This window comes from Collinsella sp. AM34-10 (assembly GCF_003469185.1).
Lineage (GTDB): Bacteria > Actinomycetota > Coriobacteriia > Coriobacteriales > Coriobacteriaceae > Collinsella.
In genome coordinates, this window is record NZ_QSIL01000001.1 from 181496 (window position 1) to 199856 (window position 18361).

At 63.0% G+C, this 18361-nt stretch carries 8 protein-coding genes; 7 read left to right on the plus strand and 1 reads right to left on the minus strand.

Translation table 11 applies throughout. The features are described from left to right. Window positions 1-16: 16 nt before the first annotated feature. The gene (locus DW823_RS00815; protein WP_118079521.1) at window positions 17-382 is read right to left on the minus strand and encodes a phage holin family protein; all 366 of its coding nucleotides are present in this window, start codon (window positions 380-382) and stop codon (window positions 17-19) included. 323 nt (window positions 383-705) lie between these two features. Between DW823_RS00815 and DW823_RS00820 the strand changes: the two genes are divergently transcribed. The 7 genes from DW823_RS00820 to DW823_RS00850 all read left to right on the plus strand — a co-directional run bounded on the left by DW823_RS00820 (window position 706) and on the right by DW823_RS00850 (window position 18227). After that, a complete protein-coding gene (locus DW823_RS00820; protein ID WP_022094855.1) occupies window positions 706-1005 on the plus strand; it encodes a YerC/YecD family TrpR-related protein in 300 nt (99 codons plus the stop codon). Between the two features lie 220 nt (window positions 1006-1225). After that, window positions 1226-4375 carry a PD-(D/E)XK nuclease family protein gene (locus DW823_RS00825; RefSeq protein WP_118079523.1) on the plus strand — a complete coding sequence of 1050 codons (3150 nt, stop codon included), beginning with the start codon at window positions 1226-1228 and terminating at the stop codon, window positions 4373-4375. Window positions 4376-4378: 3 nt separating this feature from the next. Next, window positions 4379-8005: a UvrD-helicase domain-containing protein gene (locus DW823_RS00830; protein ID WP_118079525.1), complete on the plus strand. Its 3627-nt coding sequence runs from the start codon at window positions 4379-4381 to the stop codon at window positions 8003-8005. Window positions 8006-8183: 178 nt separating this feature from the next. Beyond that, window positions 8184-11987, plus strand: coding sequence for a DNA polymerase III subunit alpha (gene dnaE / locus DW823_RS00835; protein ID WP_118079527.1), 3804 nt, complete (start codon window positions 8184-8186; stop codon window positions 11985-11987). A gap of 135 nt (window positions 11988-12122) precedes the next feature. After that, window positions 12123-15596: an SNF2-related protein gene (locus DW823_RS00840; RefSeq protein ID WP_118079529.1), complete on the plus strand. Its 3474-nt coding sequence runs from the start codon at window positions 12123-12125 to the stop codon at window positions 15594-15596. Window positions 15597-15761: 165 nt separating this feature from the next. Further along, complete coding sequence (locus DW823_RS00845) at window positions 15762-16124, plus strand: desulfoferrodoxin family protein (RefSeq protein ID WP_118079531.1); 363 nt, start codon at window positions 15762-15764, stop codon at window positions 16122-16124. 117 nt (window positions 16125-16241) lie between these two features. Next, a complete protein-coding gene (locus DW823_RS00850) occupies window positions 16242-18227 on the plus strand; it encodes a hypothetical protein (RefSeq protein WP_118079533.1) in 1986 nt (661 codons plus the stop codon). Window positions 18228-18361: the final 134 nt, after the last annotated feature.

The following is an 18361-nucleotide window of genomic DNA, read 5'->3' on the forward strand; positions in this document are numbered from 1 at the left end:
TCCGAATCCGGTCGCTTTAGTTCCTGGCGACGCTGTCGAGAATGCTGCGCATGATGGATACCAGGATGCTGCCCATAAAGGCCGATCCAAAGCTGGCAATGGAGATACCCGCGCCCAGCAGATTGACCGACAGGTAGCTGGCCAGCTCGAGCATAAAGCTGTTGACCACAAGCTGAAAAATACCAAGCGTGATAATAGTGAGCGGCAGCGAGATGACCGTCAGGAACGGCTTTACGAGCGAGTCGACTATGTTGAGGAACAGTCCCACGAAGGCAAAACACACCCAGGCGTCGGCCATGCCGAAGGGCTGAATGCCGGGGACGAGAAACGTTGCGATCGCGATGGCGATTGAGGTAAAGAGCCAGTTAAGCATAAAGCGCATGGTGTGAATCCTTTCTTGCGCAAGACGTGGCAAAGAGGCGTGAGAGGCACATGCCTTTGCAACTCGGGTAGATGCGCGGGCACGGCCCTGTTTGGGCACCCATTGTTCCAGATATTCGTGGAGCTTGCGTGCGCATTCGGTTTCAAAACGGCGTTCGTCCTAAAAAACGTGCCGCTGGCAGAGAGTCTTGTCGCTTTAGTTTGGTGGTGTGCTAAACTGCTACGGGCAAAAGCCACAGGCGTTGCCCTATTGCATATTACGGGTGAACGATGCCCGATGTCAGTATCAACTTCGATGCCTTTTGGCGGGTTTGGCGGTGATCGATGAATATCGAGAACATGTTTGACAAGCCTGATGTCAAGCAGCTGGTCCACGCATTTAGCCTTTTGGACGACGAGAAAGATATCCAAGCGTTTTTGACCGATATCTGCACGCCGCGTGAGATTTGCGATCTATCGCAGCGTCTGCAAGTCGCGCGTTACCTGGACGAGGGCGAGCCCTATGTCGAGGTTCAGGCGCGTACCGGCGCTTCGTCCACCACGGTGAGCCGTGTATCCAAGGCGCTCAACGGCGAGTACGGTGGCTACCGCAAGATCCTCATTAAACTGGAGGATGGCGAGTAGGCCAGCGACAACATTGAATTACGAAGAGCCGTCCCTCCGGGGGCGGTTTTTTGATCCCCTGGGGACGGAGGAAAACGGATCACCGGGTTAGACTGACCCCCTCGATGATCCGTTTTCCTCCGTCCCCAGGGGATCAAATCTGTTGGCGTGGGGCAAATCTGTCCGCTTGGGCGGGTAGGATGGATACATTGATTATTGCGAACAGTTTGAGCGGAGGACCATGCCTGTTCGAATCTATACCACCAATGCCGGCACGGATTTGAGCGATGCCGAGTCGGCGTTGCTTGCCGACCTTATTGCCCGCCACGGGCGTGCCGTGCTGCTGGCGCCAACGTTTGCCGAGCTCGACCTGTGCCGTCATGATGCGGCGGAAGCCGGGATTTCGCTGGGTATCGACTACAAGACGCCTACATCGTGGCTTCGCTCGCTTTGGGAGCTTTTGGGCGACGGGCGCGGTTTCGTCGACAACCTGCAGCGCCAGATGCTGTTTTCGGACATGGTCACGCGCCTCGATGATGCCGACCTGCAGCCGCTTTCGCGCAGCCAGGGCACGGTGCGCATGCTCGCGCGTATGGCCCGCGATGTACTGCCGGGTGTGGCGGGGACGACGGCCGAGCGATGCCGTGGCAACAATTGCCAGCCTGAGCCAAAAAGCGATGCCGAGGCTCGCGTGTTCGAGCTTTTGCGTGCCTACGCGGGCGGTTTGGACCGTCGAGATATGGTCGAGCCCTGCGAGGCAGCTGACATTATGGCCGGTGTCCTGGCCGATAACCTGCCGGCGTGCACCCGCGCCGTATGCGTACGTGGTGTCACGTCGTTTACGTACGGACTGCTCGAGCTGCTGTCTGCCGTGGCGAACAATGGGGGAGAGGTCGTCGTGCTGCTTGCCCACGAGCAGGCGGCTATGCGCGATGAGCTTGCCACGGCATTTGATGCCCGCGGTGTGCTGTTTGAGGTCGGGCCGCTGGGGGAGGGTGTCGGCGCGTCTGATGCCGCTTGCGGGACCGCCGCTCAGCCTGCCTTTATTGAGGTCGCCGGGCCCCATGCCCGTGCTCATGTCTATGCGGACGCCATCGATAAGTTGGTGAAAGTGCACAAGGAGTCCAAGGCCGATAAAGCTACTGCAACGCCCGCCGACCCCGTGCGCGTGCTCGTTGTTTCTGCCCGGGCACCCCAGCTGTTCGGTGAGCTCGCCTCTCGTCTGGCGGCTCGTCATATCGCCGCCGAGACAGCTGAGTTCACGGCGTTTTCCCAATCCATTGCGGGCAGGCAGTTTGCGGCGCTTGCCGGTCTGATCGAGCGTATGAAGGCCGCCGATGAGGGCATGGCGTCAAAGACCGAGTGGTGGCCCGCGCCGGAGCTTACCGACTGGATCTACAGTCCGCTTTCGGGCGCTGATGCCGTCAATGCCCGTACCTTCGATAAGAATATGCGTCTCTCGCGCAGCAAGACTACCGCGGGCGTTAAGAGCCTGCTGCAGAGTGTCCAAGGCCAGGTGAGGGGCGCGCGCAAGGCGGCGAGCGACGATAACTGGTTTAAGAACGTACCGTGTGTGGTCTCGGACGTGTTCCAGGCTCTGTGGCGTGACAAGCCCGTGACGGCGCTCAAGGCCATGCTTGCCGTTGCCGAGGCGTTGCCCGATCGCGCCCTTGGAGGCCTTGACGGTCAGGCTCGTCGCCAGGCGGAGGTGGCCTTGCTGCGCCACGCCATCGACATCCTTATGAATGGCGCCCGCGTGCTCGACGTGTCGCAGGCCGCGACCGTGCCCGTGCTCGATGGCATTCGCACCAAGGTGGACAAGCGTAGCACCGCCTACGATTACGAGACCTACGAGGTTGACCGTGCGCCACGTGCTCAGGTTCGTTTTGCTTCGCTTGCCGATGCGGCAGCTCTGCGCCCCGGCAGCTACGATGCCGTACTGTTTGCCGATGTCGATCTGGACAGCTATCCGCTCTCGCACGAGGAGGGGCCGCTGGCCACGCTGACGGCGAGCCTTGGTCGCGAGGGCGTGACGCTTGAGCCCGCGGCCTTGCTGCGCGCGCGCTTTGGCCACGCGATGCAGGCGTCACGCGGCCCGGTTACGCTCGCCCGTGTGACCCACGATCGCCAGGCGCGCGAGTGCTATCCGGCTGCCGTGTGGACCGAGTTGCGGGCGCATGCCGAGGCTGACGGCGCTAAGATCGCTGACGACGCTAAGACCGCTGGTGACGCTAAAGCCGCTGGCGCCGACAAGGCGAAGTGCGTGGGTGAGGGTGATATCGTAAGGGACTTCGATCCCGCGGCAGGCGAAGGTCTCAAGCGCGAGCGCGTGACCTGTGAAGCCCCTCAGCATCTGAGTGCCGAGGCCGTGCCGTATTTGGTCCTGCGTCGTCGCGATGGCGAGGGCGAGGACGCGCCGCTCGTGCCGCGCCTGACGTCCGCCTCGCAGATCGAGGCCTATTCCACCTGCCCGCTGTGCTGGTTCGTCTCGTATCGCGTCAAACCTCAGTCCATCGATGCGGGCTTTGGCAACATGGAGAAGGGCAACTTTGTCCATGACGTGCTGGAGCACTTGCATGCACGTCTTCCGCAGGAGGGCATGGAGCGCGTGACGCCCATGAATCTGCCGCGCGCGAAGGAGCTGCTGCACGAGGTCTTTGCCGAGACCCTGGCCGAGCACGCCGGCAAGCGCGGTACCGAGGGCCCGCTGGTGCCGCTCTCTCCAGTGGAGGAGCGCCAGGCGGCCGAGATCTTGCCGCAACTGGAGGGCGTGCTCGCCTACGAGTCCGAGGCGCTCGCGCCCTTCGCGCCGCGCTACCTGGAGTTTGCGTTCAACGAGCTCCAGGTCGAGTATGCCGGCTGGCCGCTCGGCGGGCGCATCGACCGCGTGGATGTGGACGCCGAGAACCGCGCTGTGGTGATTGACTACAAGCATCGTTCGGGTGTCGAGGAGTTTAAGCTCGCCGACCCCACGGTGCGCGACGAGGAGTCGGGCGAGGCCCCCATCGACGATCCGCGCTGGCTGCCGCCCCATACCCAGACACTCATCTACGCGCAGGCCATGCGCCGGGCGCTGGGTCTAGATGCCCGTGCGGCGCTCTATTTTTCGACCAAGGGCGGCAAGCCCGCACTGCGTGGTGCCGCAAGTGCCGAGTTGCTCGAGGAAGAGCGCGGCGACGGCCGCATTCCGGGCCTCAAGAAGGGCTTTCCGGGCGAGGGCGGCAACATGGACTTCGATGCGCTGCTCGACCGCGTGGAGACCGGCATTGCCGAGCGCCTGCGCGAGCTCGAGGCGGGCAACGTTGCCGCTGTCGACCCAACGTCGGCTCAGGCCGCGCATGCGCGCTGCTCGTATAACCACGAAGGAACGTTTGTAAGGAGGGACGTGTAGACCATGGATCTTTCGACCTTGATGCCGCAACAGCTGCAAGTCGTCAAAACGCTCGACCGCCCGCTGTTTGTCTCGGCGGGTGCCGGCTCGGGCAAGACCTTTACCCTCACGCGCCGCATCGTCTATGCGCTCTCGCCCGAATCCGGTCCGTTTGTCGAGCATCTGGACCAGGTGCTCGCCATTACCTTTACCAAAGACGCCGCGGCCGAGATTCGCGACCGCGTGCGCTGTGCGCTTATCGAAGAGGGCATGGACGAGGAGGCCCTGACGGTCGACGACGCTTGGATCTCGACCATCCACGGCATGTGCTCGCGTATCCTGCGCGCGCACGCGCTGGAGCTGGGCATCGATCCTGAGTTCACGGTGCTCACCGATACCGATGAGCTTATGGATCAGGCTGTCGAGCATGTGCTGGGGCGCGCGACGGCGCCCGATGCCGCGCCCGAGCTTGCCGCCTCGCTTAAGGCCCTCTACGCTTGGTATCCCATGGCGGGCGAGGGCGGGCCGTTTGGCGCCGGTACCACCATCAAAGGCCTGGTGCGCGACCTGTTGGAGCTATCGAGCCAGCTGCCGGGCGGCATGGACGATGTGTGCGTGGCGCGCGGCCAGGCCGACACCTCGGCGCTTGCCGATGCCTATCGTGCGGCGCTGGGCGCAAGCAAGGCCACGACCGAGAAAGCGCAGGCGGCACTCGACGCCATCGACGCGTTTGAGGCGAGCGGCAAAACCATGGAGGATGCGGCGCGACTCATGATGTCGTGCAGCATGCCGCGCGCGAGCAAGGCGTTTCCTAAGGAGCAGGTGGAGCTACTCAAGGCCGAGGCGGCTGATGCGTTTATCAATATCGTGCTTGCCTGCGGCGGCCCGGCGCTCGATGCGCTGGTGGGGCTTGCCCGTGCCGTAGAGGCGGAGTACCGTGCGCTCAAGGCCGACCAGTCCGCGCTCGATAACAATGACCTGCTGCGCATGGCGTACGAGGCGCTGCGCGACTACCCGGCTATTCGAGCTGCCTATGAGGGCCGCTTTAAGATGGTCATGATCGACGAGTTCCAAGATACCGACCAGATGCAGGTCGATCTGATTCGCTATTTGACGGGTGCGGGCGAGCGCGCGCTGTGCACGGTGGGCGATGCGCAGCAGTCGATCTATCGCTTCCGTGGTGCCGAGGTCGAGGTGTTTCGCCGCCAGGAGCGCAAGGTGGGTTCGACGACGGCGTCCGAGACGGTCACCACGTCCGATGCTCCCGCCGGCGAGCTCGTCAAACTCGTGCGCAACTTCCGCAGCCACGACGAGGTGCTGCGCTATGTGGCGCGCGTCTTTGACGGCGACACCGGTGGTTTGATGCAGGGGTTCTTGGATCTTGAACCGAGCGACAAACGCAAGGACATGCTCAAGGCAAAGGCTTCGCGCCGCCAGGCGCTGTTCGTTGCCGGCGGCAGTATGCAGGAGCGCACGCAGGCCAAGGCCCGTGCGATCGCCGAGCGATTCCATGCGCTTGCCGATGCCGGCCAGCCCCAGGGCGGCATGGTGCTGCTGCTGGGTCGCATGACCAATGCCGACGTCTACGCGCAGGCCTTCCGCGACCAAGGACTCGACTGCGTCATCGCAGGCGGCTCGGTCTTTGCCCAGGCGGCCGAGGTGCAGACGGTGCGTGCCCTGGTCTGCGCGCTCGCCAATCCGGCCGATACGGCCCAAGGCCTTATGCCGTTGCTGGCCTCGCCGATGTTTGCACTCGGCGCCCAGGAGTTCCTGGCGCTGGCGACCAAGCTCGACGAGCAGACGGGCGAGACGTCGCGCCGCAATATCGATGTGGGCATCATGAGCGATTCCGATGTGCCGGGTTTGCAGAACCTGCCGCTCGTAACGCGCGCCCGCGAGGTGCTGCGCTACGCACTGCGTCGCGTGGGGCGTGATTCGTTCGCTGCCATCGCGCGCGACGTGGTCAACGCCTCCGGCTGGTTCGTGCGTCTGGCGCAGCGCGGCCCCGAGGGCAAGGCCATTGCCGCCAACGTGCTCAAGGCGCTCGACGCCGTGGCCGAGGCAGAGGCCGAGCTCGGCAATTCTCCGCGCTCCATCGCGCTCGCCTTCGACCGCTTCTTGGCGGGCAAGGAGGCCCCGGGCGCCCTCAACGAGGAGGGCGACGGCGCGGTGCGCATCATGACCGTGCATGCGTCCAAGGGCCTGGAGTATCCGGTCGTGGCGGTTGCCGAGTGTTTTGGCGTGCGCAAATCGTCCGGTGCGGCACAGATGGGTCGCGTCGAGGGCGGAGCGCAAGTCGTGGCGCTGCCGGCGCGCTTCGATGGCGTTAAGCTTGCCGACGGAACCTTCGTGAAGGGCGATGACGTCAAAAAGCAGTTTGAACACGCGTTTAAGGGCAAGGGTACGTCGCTGTGGCTGCCGCCGGAGCTCATGGAGGACGTCTGTGCGACGGGTTCTCCCGCCGAGGCATTTGCTCGCCTGCGCAACGACGACCTGCAGCTTTCGCTCGAGGAGCGGGCCCGCTTGCTCTATGTTGCCATGACGCGAGCGGGCGAGCTGGTGATCTTGGCGATGGATGCCGGTGTGAGCCGCGGCAAGGTGATGGCGCCGACCTTCGATGTCGAGACGGATCTGACCTACGACGTGCTGCGCCGCATCCTGCCGACCGATAGTCTGGACATGCCGCAGCTCGATAGCGACCGTCTGGTGTTCGACAACTCCCAGCCGGGCGACTACGAGCTCATCTCGCTGGCGGACTTTACGTTTGGTGAGCAGGCGTTTGAGGCTAACGCTTCGCTGGATGCCGAGGGCAGGCTCGTTCGCGGCGATGTCGATGTCGCTGATAATGCTGCGCGCTCAACTGTGCCCGGTCCTGCCGACCCCAAGCCCGATGCGTTTGAGCTCGTGTATCCCCAGGCAGTGGGCGTGCGCATGGGCATCTGTCCGTTCCCGGTGCGTGACTCGTATAGCTACTCGTCAATTGCCGTGGCGCTGCATGCCGAGTCCGAGGACCGTGCCGCCGAGGCGCTTGTTCCCATGGACGAGTCCGGCGATGATGCGGAGTCGGATGGCTCGGAGATGGCCGATGCGGACGTGGCTGCTGTCGAGCCCGCCGGCAACCCCATGGCGCTGGGCTCGGCCTTCCACGCCGCTTGCCAGTGGCTCATCGAGATGGGTGCCGATGCGCTGCCCGTTGAGCGTGCCGACGCCCTGGCTCGCTTGTGGCGCCTGACGCCGGAACAGCGCGAGCGCTTCGATGTCGCTCTGGATCGCTGGCTCAAGTCGTCGGTTCGTGCCGAGCTGCTCGCGTGGCCGTGCATCCGTGCCGAGGTGCCGTTCTTCTCGCTGGGCTGCGAGGACGAGGATATCGCCCGCTACGGCGCCTATGCCGAGGGCGCCATCGATGCCTTGGCAACCGACCCGGCGGATCCGTCGCGCGCACTGGTCATCGACTACAAGACGGGCGGCACGCCGGATGAGACGCCGGAGCAGCTGCTCGAGAAACACGCCTTGCAGGCGCGCGTTTACGCCGACGTTCTGCACAAGGCGGGCTTTGAGGTCGTGACCGTCAAGTTCGTTCGCGTGGAGCGGGCGAATCCAACCATCTTCGTCAATCCCGCCGAACCTCAAGTGGTCACCTACAACCTCTAGTCCTCAGATAACTTGCGGTGGAATACGGACTGTTTTGGTCAAAAAAGCCGCCAAACAGTCCGCATTTCACCGCAACTGCAAGAGGAGCCGTGTGGGTTTGGGCTAGGTTCGGGTGCCGTCCGCGCTGTGCGGTAGAATCGTAACCCTAAGATCACGAACCCGCATCGGAGCTCATTACATGGCATTCGTCCATCTGCACAATCACACTGTTTTCTCCATGCTCGACGGCGCAACCCGTATCCAGGATATGGTCAACCGTGCCGTTGAGCTGGGCATGCCCGCCGTCGCCATTACCGACCACGGCTACATGTATGGCGTGCCCGACCTGGCGCTGGCCTGCGACGCCGTTAACCACAACACGCCCGAGTACAAAACCTGGAGTCACGACAAGGCCTTCTTGGAAAAGGACCGCCGCGACGAGCTGGTGGAGCCCGATCCCGAGGAAAGCCCGCGCGAGCATGCCCAGTATGTGAAGGACATGGCCATGTGGGACGAGAAGGGCAACATCGACGAGCTCAAGCCGCCCCTGGTCATCAAACCCATCTTTGGCTGCGAGGTCTACTTTACGCCGGACGAGACGCTCGCCCGCGACCATAAGCCCGAGCTCTACCACATGATTCTTCTGGCCAAGGACCAGGAGGGCTACGTCAACCTGATGCAGACGGTCTCCGAGGCCGCTGTGCAGGGCTTTTACTACAAGCCGCGCGTGACGCTCGACAACCTGCGTCGCCATGCCAAGGGCATGATCTGCACGAGCGCCTGCATCGCGGGCATCATTCCCAAATACATCGACCGCGGTGACATGGAGGGCGCCATCAAGTGGGCCGAGACCTTCCGCGACACCTTCGACCCTGGCGACTTTTACATCGAGATCCAGGAACACGGCATTACCACCGACAACGGCCTGACCGACGAGCAGATGGACCGCACGCTCATCGACATTGCCAAACAGGTGGGTGTCAAGGTCATCGCCACCAACGACTTCCACTACCTGCGCCGCGAGGACGCGCCCGTACAGGACGTCATCATGTGCATCGGCATGAACGCCAAGGTCGACGACCCCAACCGCATGCGCATGACCGGCTCGGAGTTTTACATGAAGACCGAGGAGGAGATGCGGGCGATGTTCCCGTATTGCCCCGAGGCCTGCGACAACACGCTCGAGATCGCCGACAAGTGCTACGTGGAGCTGGACTGGGACTCCATCATCCTGCCGCGCTTCCCGTTGCTCGACCCCGGCGAGACGCACGAGAGCCAGTTCCGCCGCGAGTGCGAGAAGGGCCTGCGCCAACACTATGGCGATGACTGGGCCACACGCGAAATCGGTGGCGTCAACATCAAAGAGCGCTTTGAGTACGAATACAAGGTCATCTGCGACAAGGGCTTTGCTGCCTACTTCTTGATAGTTGCCGAGTACGTGCAATGGGCCAAGGACAACGGCATCGGCGTCGGCCCCGGCCGTGGCTCGGCCGCCGGCGCTATCGTCGCCTACGCCATGAACATCACCGCGTTCGACCCGCTCGAGAACGGCCTGATGTTCGAGAGGTTCCTGTCCCCGCAGCGTACCGAGATGCCCGATATCGATATGGACTTCGACGATGAGCGGCGCCTCGAGGTCGTGGAGCACGTTCGCCAGCTCTACGGCCCCGAGAAGGTCACCCACGTTATCACCTACTCGACCATCAAGGCCAAGCAGGCCATCAACGATGCCGCGCGCGTTCTGGACTACCCGGTCTACATGGGCCAGCGCCTGTCCAAGATGGTCTCGAGCGACCCCAAGGTCAAGCTCAAGCAGGTACTCGAAAAACAACCCGGCAAAGAGGATCTGTTTAACCCCGACTTTGCCGAGGCCTATAAAAAGGACGACGACGCCCGCCGCATCATCGACACGGCGCTCTCGATTGAGGGCCTCACCCGTGGCGAGGGCGTGCACGCGTGCGCCGTTCTGATCTGCCGCGACCCCGTCAACGAGCATGTGCCCACCAAGCTCGATACCAAGGGCGGCGTTGAGATTACCCAGTACGAGGGCCATACCGTTGCCGACATGGGCCTGCTCAAGATGGACTTCTTGGGCCTGCGCACGCTGACGGTTATCTCCAAGGCTAAGGCAAACATCAAAAAGAATTTCGGCATCGACATCAAAGAGGAAGAGATTCCCTTTGACGACCCCGAGATCTTTAAGCTCATGGGCTCCGGTCACACCGCCGGCGTCTTCCAGGTCGAGTCCGCCGGCATGACGGCCACGATCAAGAACATGAAGCCCACCGAGTACAAGCACGTCGTGGCATTGATCGCTCTATACCGCCCGGGCCCGCTGGGCGCCGGCATGGTTTCGTCCTACATCAACCGTATGAACGGCAAGGAGCCGGCCGTCTCCTACGACGACCGCCTGGACGACATCCTGGGCGAAACCTACGGCACCATGGTCTACCAGGAGCAGGTTATGCTTATCTCCGTTGAGATGTGCGGCTTCTCCAAGGGCGAATCGGACTCGCGTATCCGTAAGCCCGTGGCTAAGAAAAAGATCAAGCTGCTCACGTCGACGGTGCTCCACTGGGAGGATGGCTCGGACGAGACCACCTACGACCACTGGATGAACGGCGCTATCAAGAACAACTACACGCGCGAGGTCGCCCAGAAGATTTGGGACGATGTTCTCGAGTTCGCGTCCTACGCCTTTAACAAGTCGCACTCCGCCGGCTACGCCATCCTGGTTATGCAGACGGCATGGCTCAAGGCGCACTATCCGCACGAGTACATGGCGGCCGTTCTGACGTCCTATACGGGCAAGACCGACAAGATCGTTCACTACGTCTCGGCGTGCCGTCACGACGGCATTCCCGTACTGTCGCCAGATGTCAACGAGTCCGGTACCGAGTTCACGGCTACCAAGGAAGGCGTGCGCTTTGGTCTGGCCGGTATCCGCGGCGTGGGCACCGGCGTGGCGCAGGCGATTATCGCCGAGCGCGAGGCGGGCGGCCCGTTTAAGACGCTGCACGACTTTGTTGAGCGCGTGGACTCGAGCCAGGCAAACCGCCGCGTGATCGAATCGCTCATCAAGGCAGGCGCCTTTGACTCCACGGGGTATCCGCGTCGCCAGATGATGCACTTTGTGGACAAGAACAACCCCGAGAACATCATCGATGCCGCGGTAAAGCGCCAGAAAGATCGCGCGAGCGGCCAGACGTCGTTCTTCGATATGTTTGGCGACGTTGAGGGCTCGGGCTTTGAGGTGAGCGTGCCCGATCCGGATGGCCAGGAGTGGGATCGTCACCTTAAGCTGAGCCAGGAGAAGGAGGTTCTGGGCATCTACGTCTCGGACCACCCGCTGCGCCCGTTTGAGTATGCGCTAGCCAAGGCGCGCGACTTCTCGTTCTCGCAGATCGACACCGGCTATGAGGTGCAAAACCCCACGGGCGGCACCATCAACCAGGAGATTCCCGAGGGCAAGGCGCTGTGGTGGGCCGGTATGGTCTCGAGCGTGTCCAAGCGCGTGACCAAAAACGGCGACCCCATGGGCATCGTGCAGCTCGAGGACATGGAAGGCGAGGCCACGGTCGTGGTATTCCCCAAGACCTACAAGGAGGCCGAGGGGTACCTGTACGGCGAGGTCGATCCCGAGACCGGTGCGCAGCTGTCCGATGCGTTTGTGCGCATTAAGGGCAAGCTCGAGCGTTCGGACCGCGGCGACCAGATCATCGCGCAGGAGATCGTGCCGCTTGAGCTTAACGAGGAGAACAACAAGCCCAAGGTGTTTGAGGTCATGGTGCCCAACAGCCGCTTTAGCCAGGGCAATATGGCGCGTCTTGCCACGGTGCTTACCGCCAACCCGGGCGGCGACCGCGTGGAGATCTTTATCGAGCAGGTGGACGGGCGCGTACTGCGTGCCGAGGTACCGGCCAAGGTCAACGCACGCTCGATTCCGCTGTTGGCAGAGGCAAAGGCCATCGTGGGTAACCAAGGCCGCGTGACGGTGATCTAAAATGATTTTTCTGGGACGGGGATTAAAAAATCATTTTGGGTGACGTGTGGCGGAAGACCAGTCTTTCTGGGACGGGAATGATTTTTTCATCCCCGTCCCAGAAAAATCATTTGGCATGCGAGATTGGAGGAAGTGATGGCGCAGGGGACGTTTGTGCAGGCGCTTCGTAAGGAGGCGGCGCTCAGCAGTACCTTTATGAAGGGGCGTTCGCTCATGCTCAACGGCGCCGTGCTGTCGTTTGAGGACTCCGGCTCGCGCTTCTCCAAAAACGTGAACATCGAGGGCACGGTGCGTGGCTCGCGCGGCGACCTGTACAAGACGCACGTGGCGCTCGATATGGACGAGCACGAGGTTATCGACTACGACTGCGATTGTCCCGCCGCCTTCCGCTATTCCGGCATGTGCAAGCACGCCATCGCCACGGCGCTGGCGTATCTGGATGCCAGCGGCGCCGAGCCCGTCGAGGGCTTGCGTACGCCGGTCCGCACGTTTACGGTACCGACCGCACAGTCCAAGCAGCCCATGCGCTCCGCGCCCACCGCACCGACGGTCAACCCCAACTTTCCCTTCCCGGCGCCCGTCCCCACGAGCCCGAGCCTTGTGGCGGCGCTTTCCGACCTTTCGGACGCGCGCATGGACGAGCTCGTGGCCATGCGCCGCAAGCTCGCCAGCACCATTGACCCCGATGCGCCCAAAGCGGTGCTGGAGCCCTCGCTGGTGCCGTACTACAACCCGCTGTTTGCCGATCGCTTTAACTGGGCGCTCGAGTTTCGCATTCGCTGCGGTTCGGTGTCCTACGTGGTTAAGGATCTCGACGGCATGGCCGATGCCTATGTGCGCGGCGGTACGTTCTCCTATGGCAAGAAGCTTACGTTTGTCCATGTGCCCGAGGCTTTCGATGACGTGTCGACAAAGCTGCTCGACTTTGTCGCAATGACGGTCGCCTACCTAGGCGATATTACGAGCTCGCGCTCGGCGTCGTATGACTTTGTCCGCAACGGTTTTGTCGCCGAGCGTCAGTTGCCGGTATCCGAGCATTCCGTCGTGTCCGTGCTGGACTTGCTGCGTGGCAGGACTATGTCCTTTGAGCCTGCTTGGTCGCGGGGGACGACGACGCATCGCTCCTACGAGGTGGCCGTCGAGCCGTCGCCGCAGGGGGAGGGCGAAGTCCCGGCTAAGCGCCCGCCGCTCCTTGCCGCCAAGATTGCACCGGCGGCGGGAGGCAGCTATGACTTGCGCCTTCCGGCCGATATGTACTGTTTTGTCGCTGGTGACGCAGCCTATCTGGTCGATACGCGCCGCGCGCGCCGTACCGACACGGCGTTTGCCCAACATGCGGCGCCGTTCCTTTCGCACTTGTTGCCCTGCCGCACACCGGTCCATATCGCCGCCGACCAGGTGGGCGAGTTCTGCCGCATGGCGCTGCCTATCTTGCGCGACTACACCGACCTGACCGCCCCCGCCGCACTCGATGCCGTGGCGCCCGAGCCGAGTTTTGCCGTGGCGATTGGCGTCGACGATGGCCTTGTGACCTGCAAGATTACGGTATCCTACGGTGATTGGTCGGCAGATCTCTTTAGTCTTGGTGCTCCGGGTAGTCCTTTCGAAGAGCAACGCCCCGGCGTTCCGCCCCGCGATACGGTGGCGGAGTTTCGCGTTATGGACACGGCGGCCCTGTACTTCGATTTCTACGAGGGCGGCCTGGCGTTTGAGGAGCGCGACGACGCCCGCCTGTTTCACTTGCTGACCGAGGGCCTGTCTGCCCTGTCCGAGCTGGGCGAGGTCATGCTCAGCGACCGCCTGCGCCAGATCTCGGTCCGTCCTGCGCCCAAGCTCTCGGTGCGCGCCACCGTCAAGAGCAACTTGCTCGACGTCGAGCTGGGTGCGAGCGGGCTTTCGGCGGCAGACCTTGCCATCTACCTTGACTCCTACAAGCGTCACCAGACGTTTGCACGTCTCACGTCGGGTGACATCGTTCGCCTGGATGAAGGTGCCCGCGCTGCGTTTGGCCTTGCCGAGGACCTGGGCGTCGATGCCGTCGACCTGCTCGACGGCGTGTCGCTTCCCGCGTCGAGCACCCTTTTTGTCGATAGCATGCTCGCGCGCACGCCGACGCTCGAGGCCGATCGCGACGCCGCGTTCCGCCGTACCGTCGAGCGCCTGGACACGCTCGGCAAGATGGACTTTACGGTACCCGCCTCGCTCAAGGCCACGCTGCGTGGCTACCAGGTCGACGGCTACCAGTGGCTCGGCTCGCTTGAGCATCTGGGCCTCGGCGGCATCTTGGCCGACGATATGGGCCTGGGCAAAACGCTGCAGATGATCGCGCACATTCTGGCGCGCGTGGAGGCGGGGGACACCAAGCCCACGCTCGTGGTATGCCCCGCGTCGCTCGTGTACAACTGGGCTGCCGAGTTGGAGCGCTTTGCCCCCTCGCTTGATGTGTGCGCCATCGTGGGCGCCAAGGCCCAGCGTCGCGTGCAAATTGCCGGTGCCGCCGAGCATAACGTGGTCGTGACGTCGTATGACCTCATGCGCCGCGACATCGACGAATACGTCGAGCAGGACTTTGCTCGCGTGGTGCTCGACGAGGCCCAGTACATTAAAAACCCGCTCACCCAGGTGGCCCGTGCTGCCAAGCGCCTGCCGGCCGGCGTGCGCTTTGCCTTGACGGGAACGCCCATCGAGAACCGCCTGTCCGAGCTCTGGAGTATCTTCGACTTTTTGATGCCGGGTCTTCTGGGCACGCGTGACTCATTTGCCAAGCGCTTTGAGAGTCCCGTCGAGCATGCCGAGGGTGACAGCGCCGCTCGTCTGCAGGCGCTCGTGTCGCCGTTTGTGCTGCGTCGCGTCAAGGAAGATGTGGTGGCCGACCTGCCCGAGAAGATCGAGGATACGGTGATGGCTCAGCTCACCGGCGAACAGCGCAAGCTCTACCTGGCCAACCAGGACCGCATCGCCCAGCAGGTGCAGCATCGCGAGGCCGGGGAGTTTAAGAAAGATAAGCTCAAGGTGCTTGCCGAGCTCACCAAGCTGCGCCAGATCTGTTGCGACCCGCATTTGCACTATGCGGACTACAAGGCGGGAAGCGCTAAGCTCGATACGTGTATGGAGCTCGTTCACGGCGCGCTCGACGGCGGTCATCGCATCTTGCTGTTCAGCCAGTTTACGGGCATGCTCGATATCATCGGCAAGCGCCTGGCCAAGGAGGATATCGCCTTCCTTAAACTCACGGGCGCATCGTCCAAGGAGGGCCGTGCCAAGATGGTTGCGCAGTTCCAAGCGGGCGAGGTGCCGGTCTTTTTGATTTCGCTCAAGGCGGGCGGCGTGGGCCTTAACCTGACGGCTGCCGACGTGGTCATTCACTACGACCCGTGGTGGAACGTGGCCGCGCAGGACCAGGCGACTGACCGCGCCCACCGCATTGGCCAGCAGCACACCGTGACCGTGTACAAACTCATCGCCAAGGACACGATCGAGGAACGCATTATGCAGATGCAGGAGTCCAAGCGCGATCTGGTCAACAGCGTGCTCGGCGGCGACGGCATCTCATCGGCACTGTTTACGCGCGAGGATGTTCTGGCACTGCTCGGTGGCGACGGTCGCTAGCTGCGCGCGGGATGGGGCTGCCGAGTCGGACCAGGTCACCGGTTCGTCCTGGCCCGACCGCTTGCCGCGCCCGTTATGTGTTCATTTGCCATGCCGTGGATGGTTCGCCTGCCTTTGGGCATAAGAAGCATCAGGAATATTGGCACATCAGCAAAGGAGAACATCATGGCGAAATTCTTTAAGGATTCCAATGGCAAGCTCGTTGCCGCCCTTGGCGACGGCGTTGCGACCCCTGCCGGCTGCACGGAGCTGACGGCAAACACCGAGGATGCGGCGCACGAGAAGCACGTGCCTGTTGTCGAGATCGAGCGCGACGGCCACGTTATTCGTGCGCGCGTGGGCTCGACGGAGCACCCCATGCTGCCCGAGCACTACATCGAGTGGATCGCGCTTGAGGCCGAGGGCCGCCTGGAGATCCATTACCTTGAGCCCGGCATGAAGCCCACGACGTTTTTCGCTGGCGGCTCCAAGACCGGTACCGTCTATGCCTACTGCAATCTGCATGGGCTGTGGTCCGCGACGTTCTAGGAGTGCGCCCCCGCTCGGGGTATCATAGCTAGCATATGCACATGCGAGCGCCGGCTGCATTATGCGGCCGGCGCTTTTACTACGACAACGACGATTTACGACGGAAAGGGCTGGGCCATGAAGCTCGCACTTGCACAGATCGATATGCGCCTGGGTGACATCGAAGGCATTTGTGGTCGCATCGAGGACCAGGCTCGCCTGGCTCATGAGCGCGGCACGCGCGTGCTGTGCGTTCCGGCCCCGCTCTTTATGGGCGCCATGCCGGGCAGCCTGGTGGGCGCTGCCGATTTTGAGCACGATATGCTGACGGGCCTGACGGGCGTTGCCGAGCGCATCCAAGAGCTCGACATGATCTGCATCGTGCCCGCTGCGGTTTCGTTTGAGGGCCAGCCCCTGCTTGACTATATGATGCTTAAGGATGGTCGCGTGGTGCCTGCGCGCGCAAGCATTGCCCTGCAGCGTGGCGAGAGCAACGATGCGCGTTGGGCACCTCCGGTGTTTGATGTGGACGGCGTGCGCATCGCTGTGGTGTTTGACCTGGACCGCGAGCTCGAAATGCTGCCGACCGGCGTCGACCTCATTGCCTATTTCCAGTTTAATGCGTTTGACATGACCGATCGCGAGACCGCCGCCGTCGCCGCCGTGCGCAGCGGTGCCTACCGCAAGATCGCCTCCAAGCGCAGCGTATGGTTTGCCTGCATGGCGCCGGTCGGCGCCTATGACGAGTCGGTGTATACCGGCGGGTCGTTTGTGCTCGACGATTGCGGTCGCGTGGTGGCCCAGGCGCCGTGTTTTGAGGAGAGCCTGCTGGTTCAGGAGATTCAACGCGGCGTGATGCTCGATGCCCTGGAGGACCATGAGCTGCCCCAGTTTCGCTCCGAGGAGTGGCTGTGGCAGGCGCTGGTGCTTGCCGTGCGCGACAATGCCCGCGCCCGCGGTGCGTCGCGTGCCGTGGTGGCGCTCGAGGGCGATTTGCCGTCGTCCCTGTTGGCAGCGCTTGCCGTCGATGCCTTGGGTCCTCGTAACGTAATTGGCTTAGCGCTGGGACGCAACCGCATCTTTACGCCGGCGCAGGAGGAGGCCGAGGCCGCCCGCTGTTCTGCTGTTCGCTCAATCGCCGAACGCTTGCACATTCGCACCGTCGAGCGCGATGCGCCGGATGCGGAGCGCGTGCTCGACCGCGACGTGTCGGCGGGCGATGCCGAGCGCCTGCGTTCGCGCGCGCTGGGCCTGATGCTCGAGGATACGGCGCTCGAGCTGGGCGCTACGGCGCTGAGCCCGCTTTCCAAGACCGAGTACGCGCTGGCGGCGCCCGCGCTGTCCGGTGGCTACCAGGGCGACTTTGCGCCCTTTGGCGATGTGTATCTGTCGACGCTCGAGTTTGTGGCACGCGTGCGCAACCGCGCCTCGGCCGTGGTGCCCCAAGAGCTCGTGACGCTCAACGCGGTGGAGGATTGCATGGATCGCGTGCTGGCGCAGGCGCTCTCGACGCTCGCCGGTCCGGTTGATATGCTCGATCGCGCGGCGCAGCTGCTTGGCGGGCTTGAGCCGGGCGAGGTCGATGGTGCGCTCGAGTCGCACGTGGACCGCAACCGTCCCTTTGACGACATCCCGATGGCCGCCGCCAAGCCCGAGGCCTGCTCGCTGCTGCTGATGCTCGTGCGCCAGGGTGAGGCTGCCCGTCGCATGCTACCGACGGCGCCGATCGTTTCGGCCCGTTCGTTTGCCGAGCGCGCCTGGCCGTACATGCTTGCGTGGTCCGATCTTGGCCTTAGCGGTAAAGAGCGCATGACGGTTGATTCGCTGGCGCGCGCCGAGGTGCGTCGCTTTGCCGACGACGATACGAGTGACCGTATGCGCGGCGAGATGATGGGCATATTGGGCGAGCTGTTGGGTATTTCGCCCGAGCAGATGGAAGAGCTGCGCTCCGAGGACGGTCAGCGTCGTCTGCATGAGGGCATGAAAAAGTTTGAGGGCGAGGTCCAGGACGCCATTGATAAGATGATGGGCGGTCAGGGCGGACCGCAGGGTGGGTCCCAGGGAGGTCCGATGCCGCATCCGCCGGTTGATCCCCGACAGTTTCCGTTCTTCAGCCAGAACTAACTATGGGATGGGATTCGCTCCCAACCCCGATACTTCAACTAAGCGTCTTGGCCCCGTTGTGTTATTCTAGAACAGACGTTCGTGAATGATGCGCGGGGCCTTGCCTTGCGCTGTGCTTGTGACGAGGGGAGGTC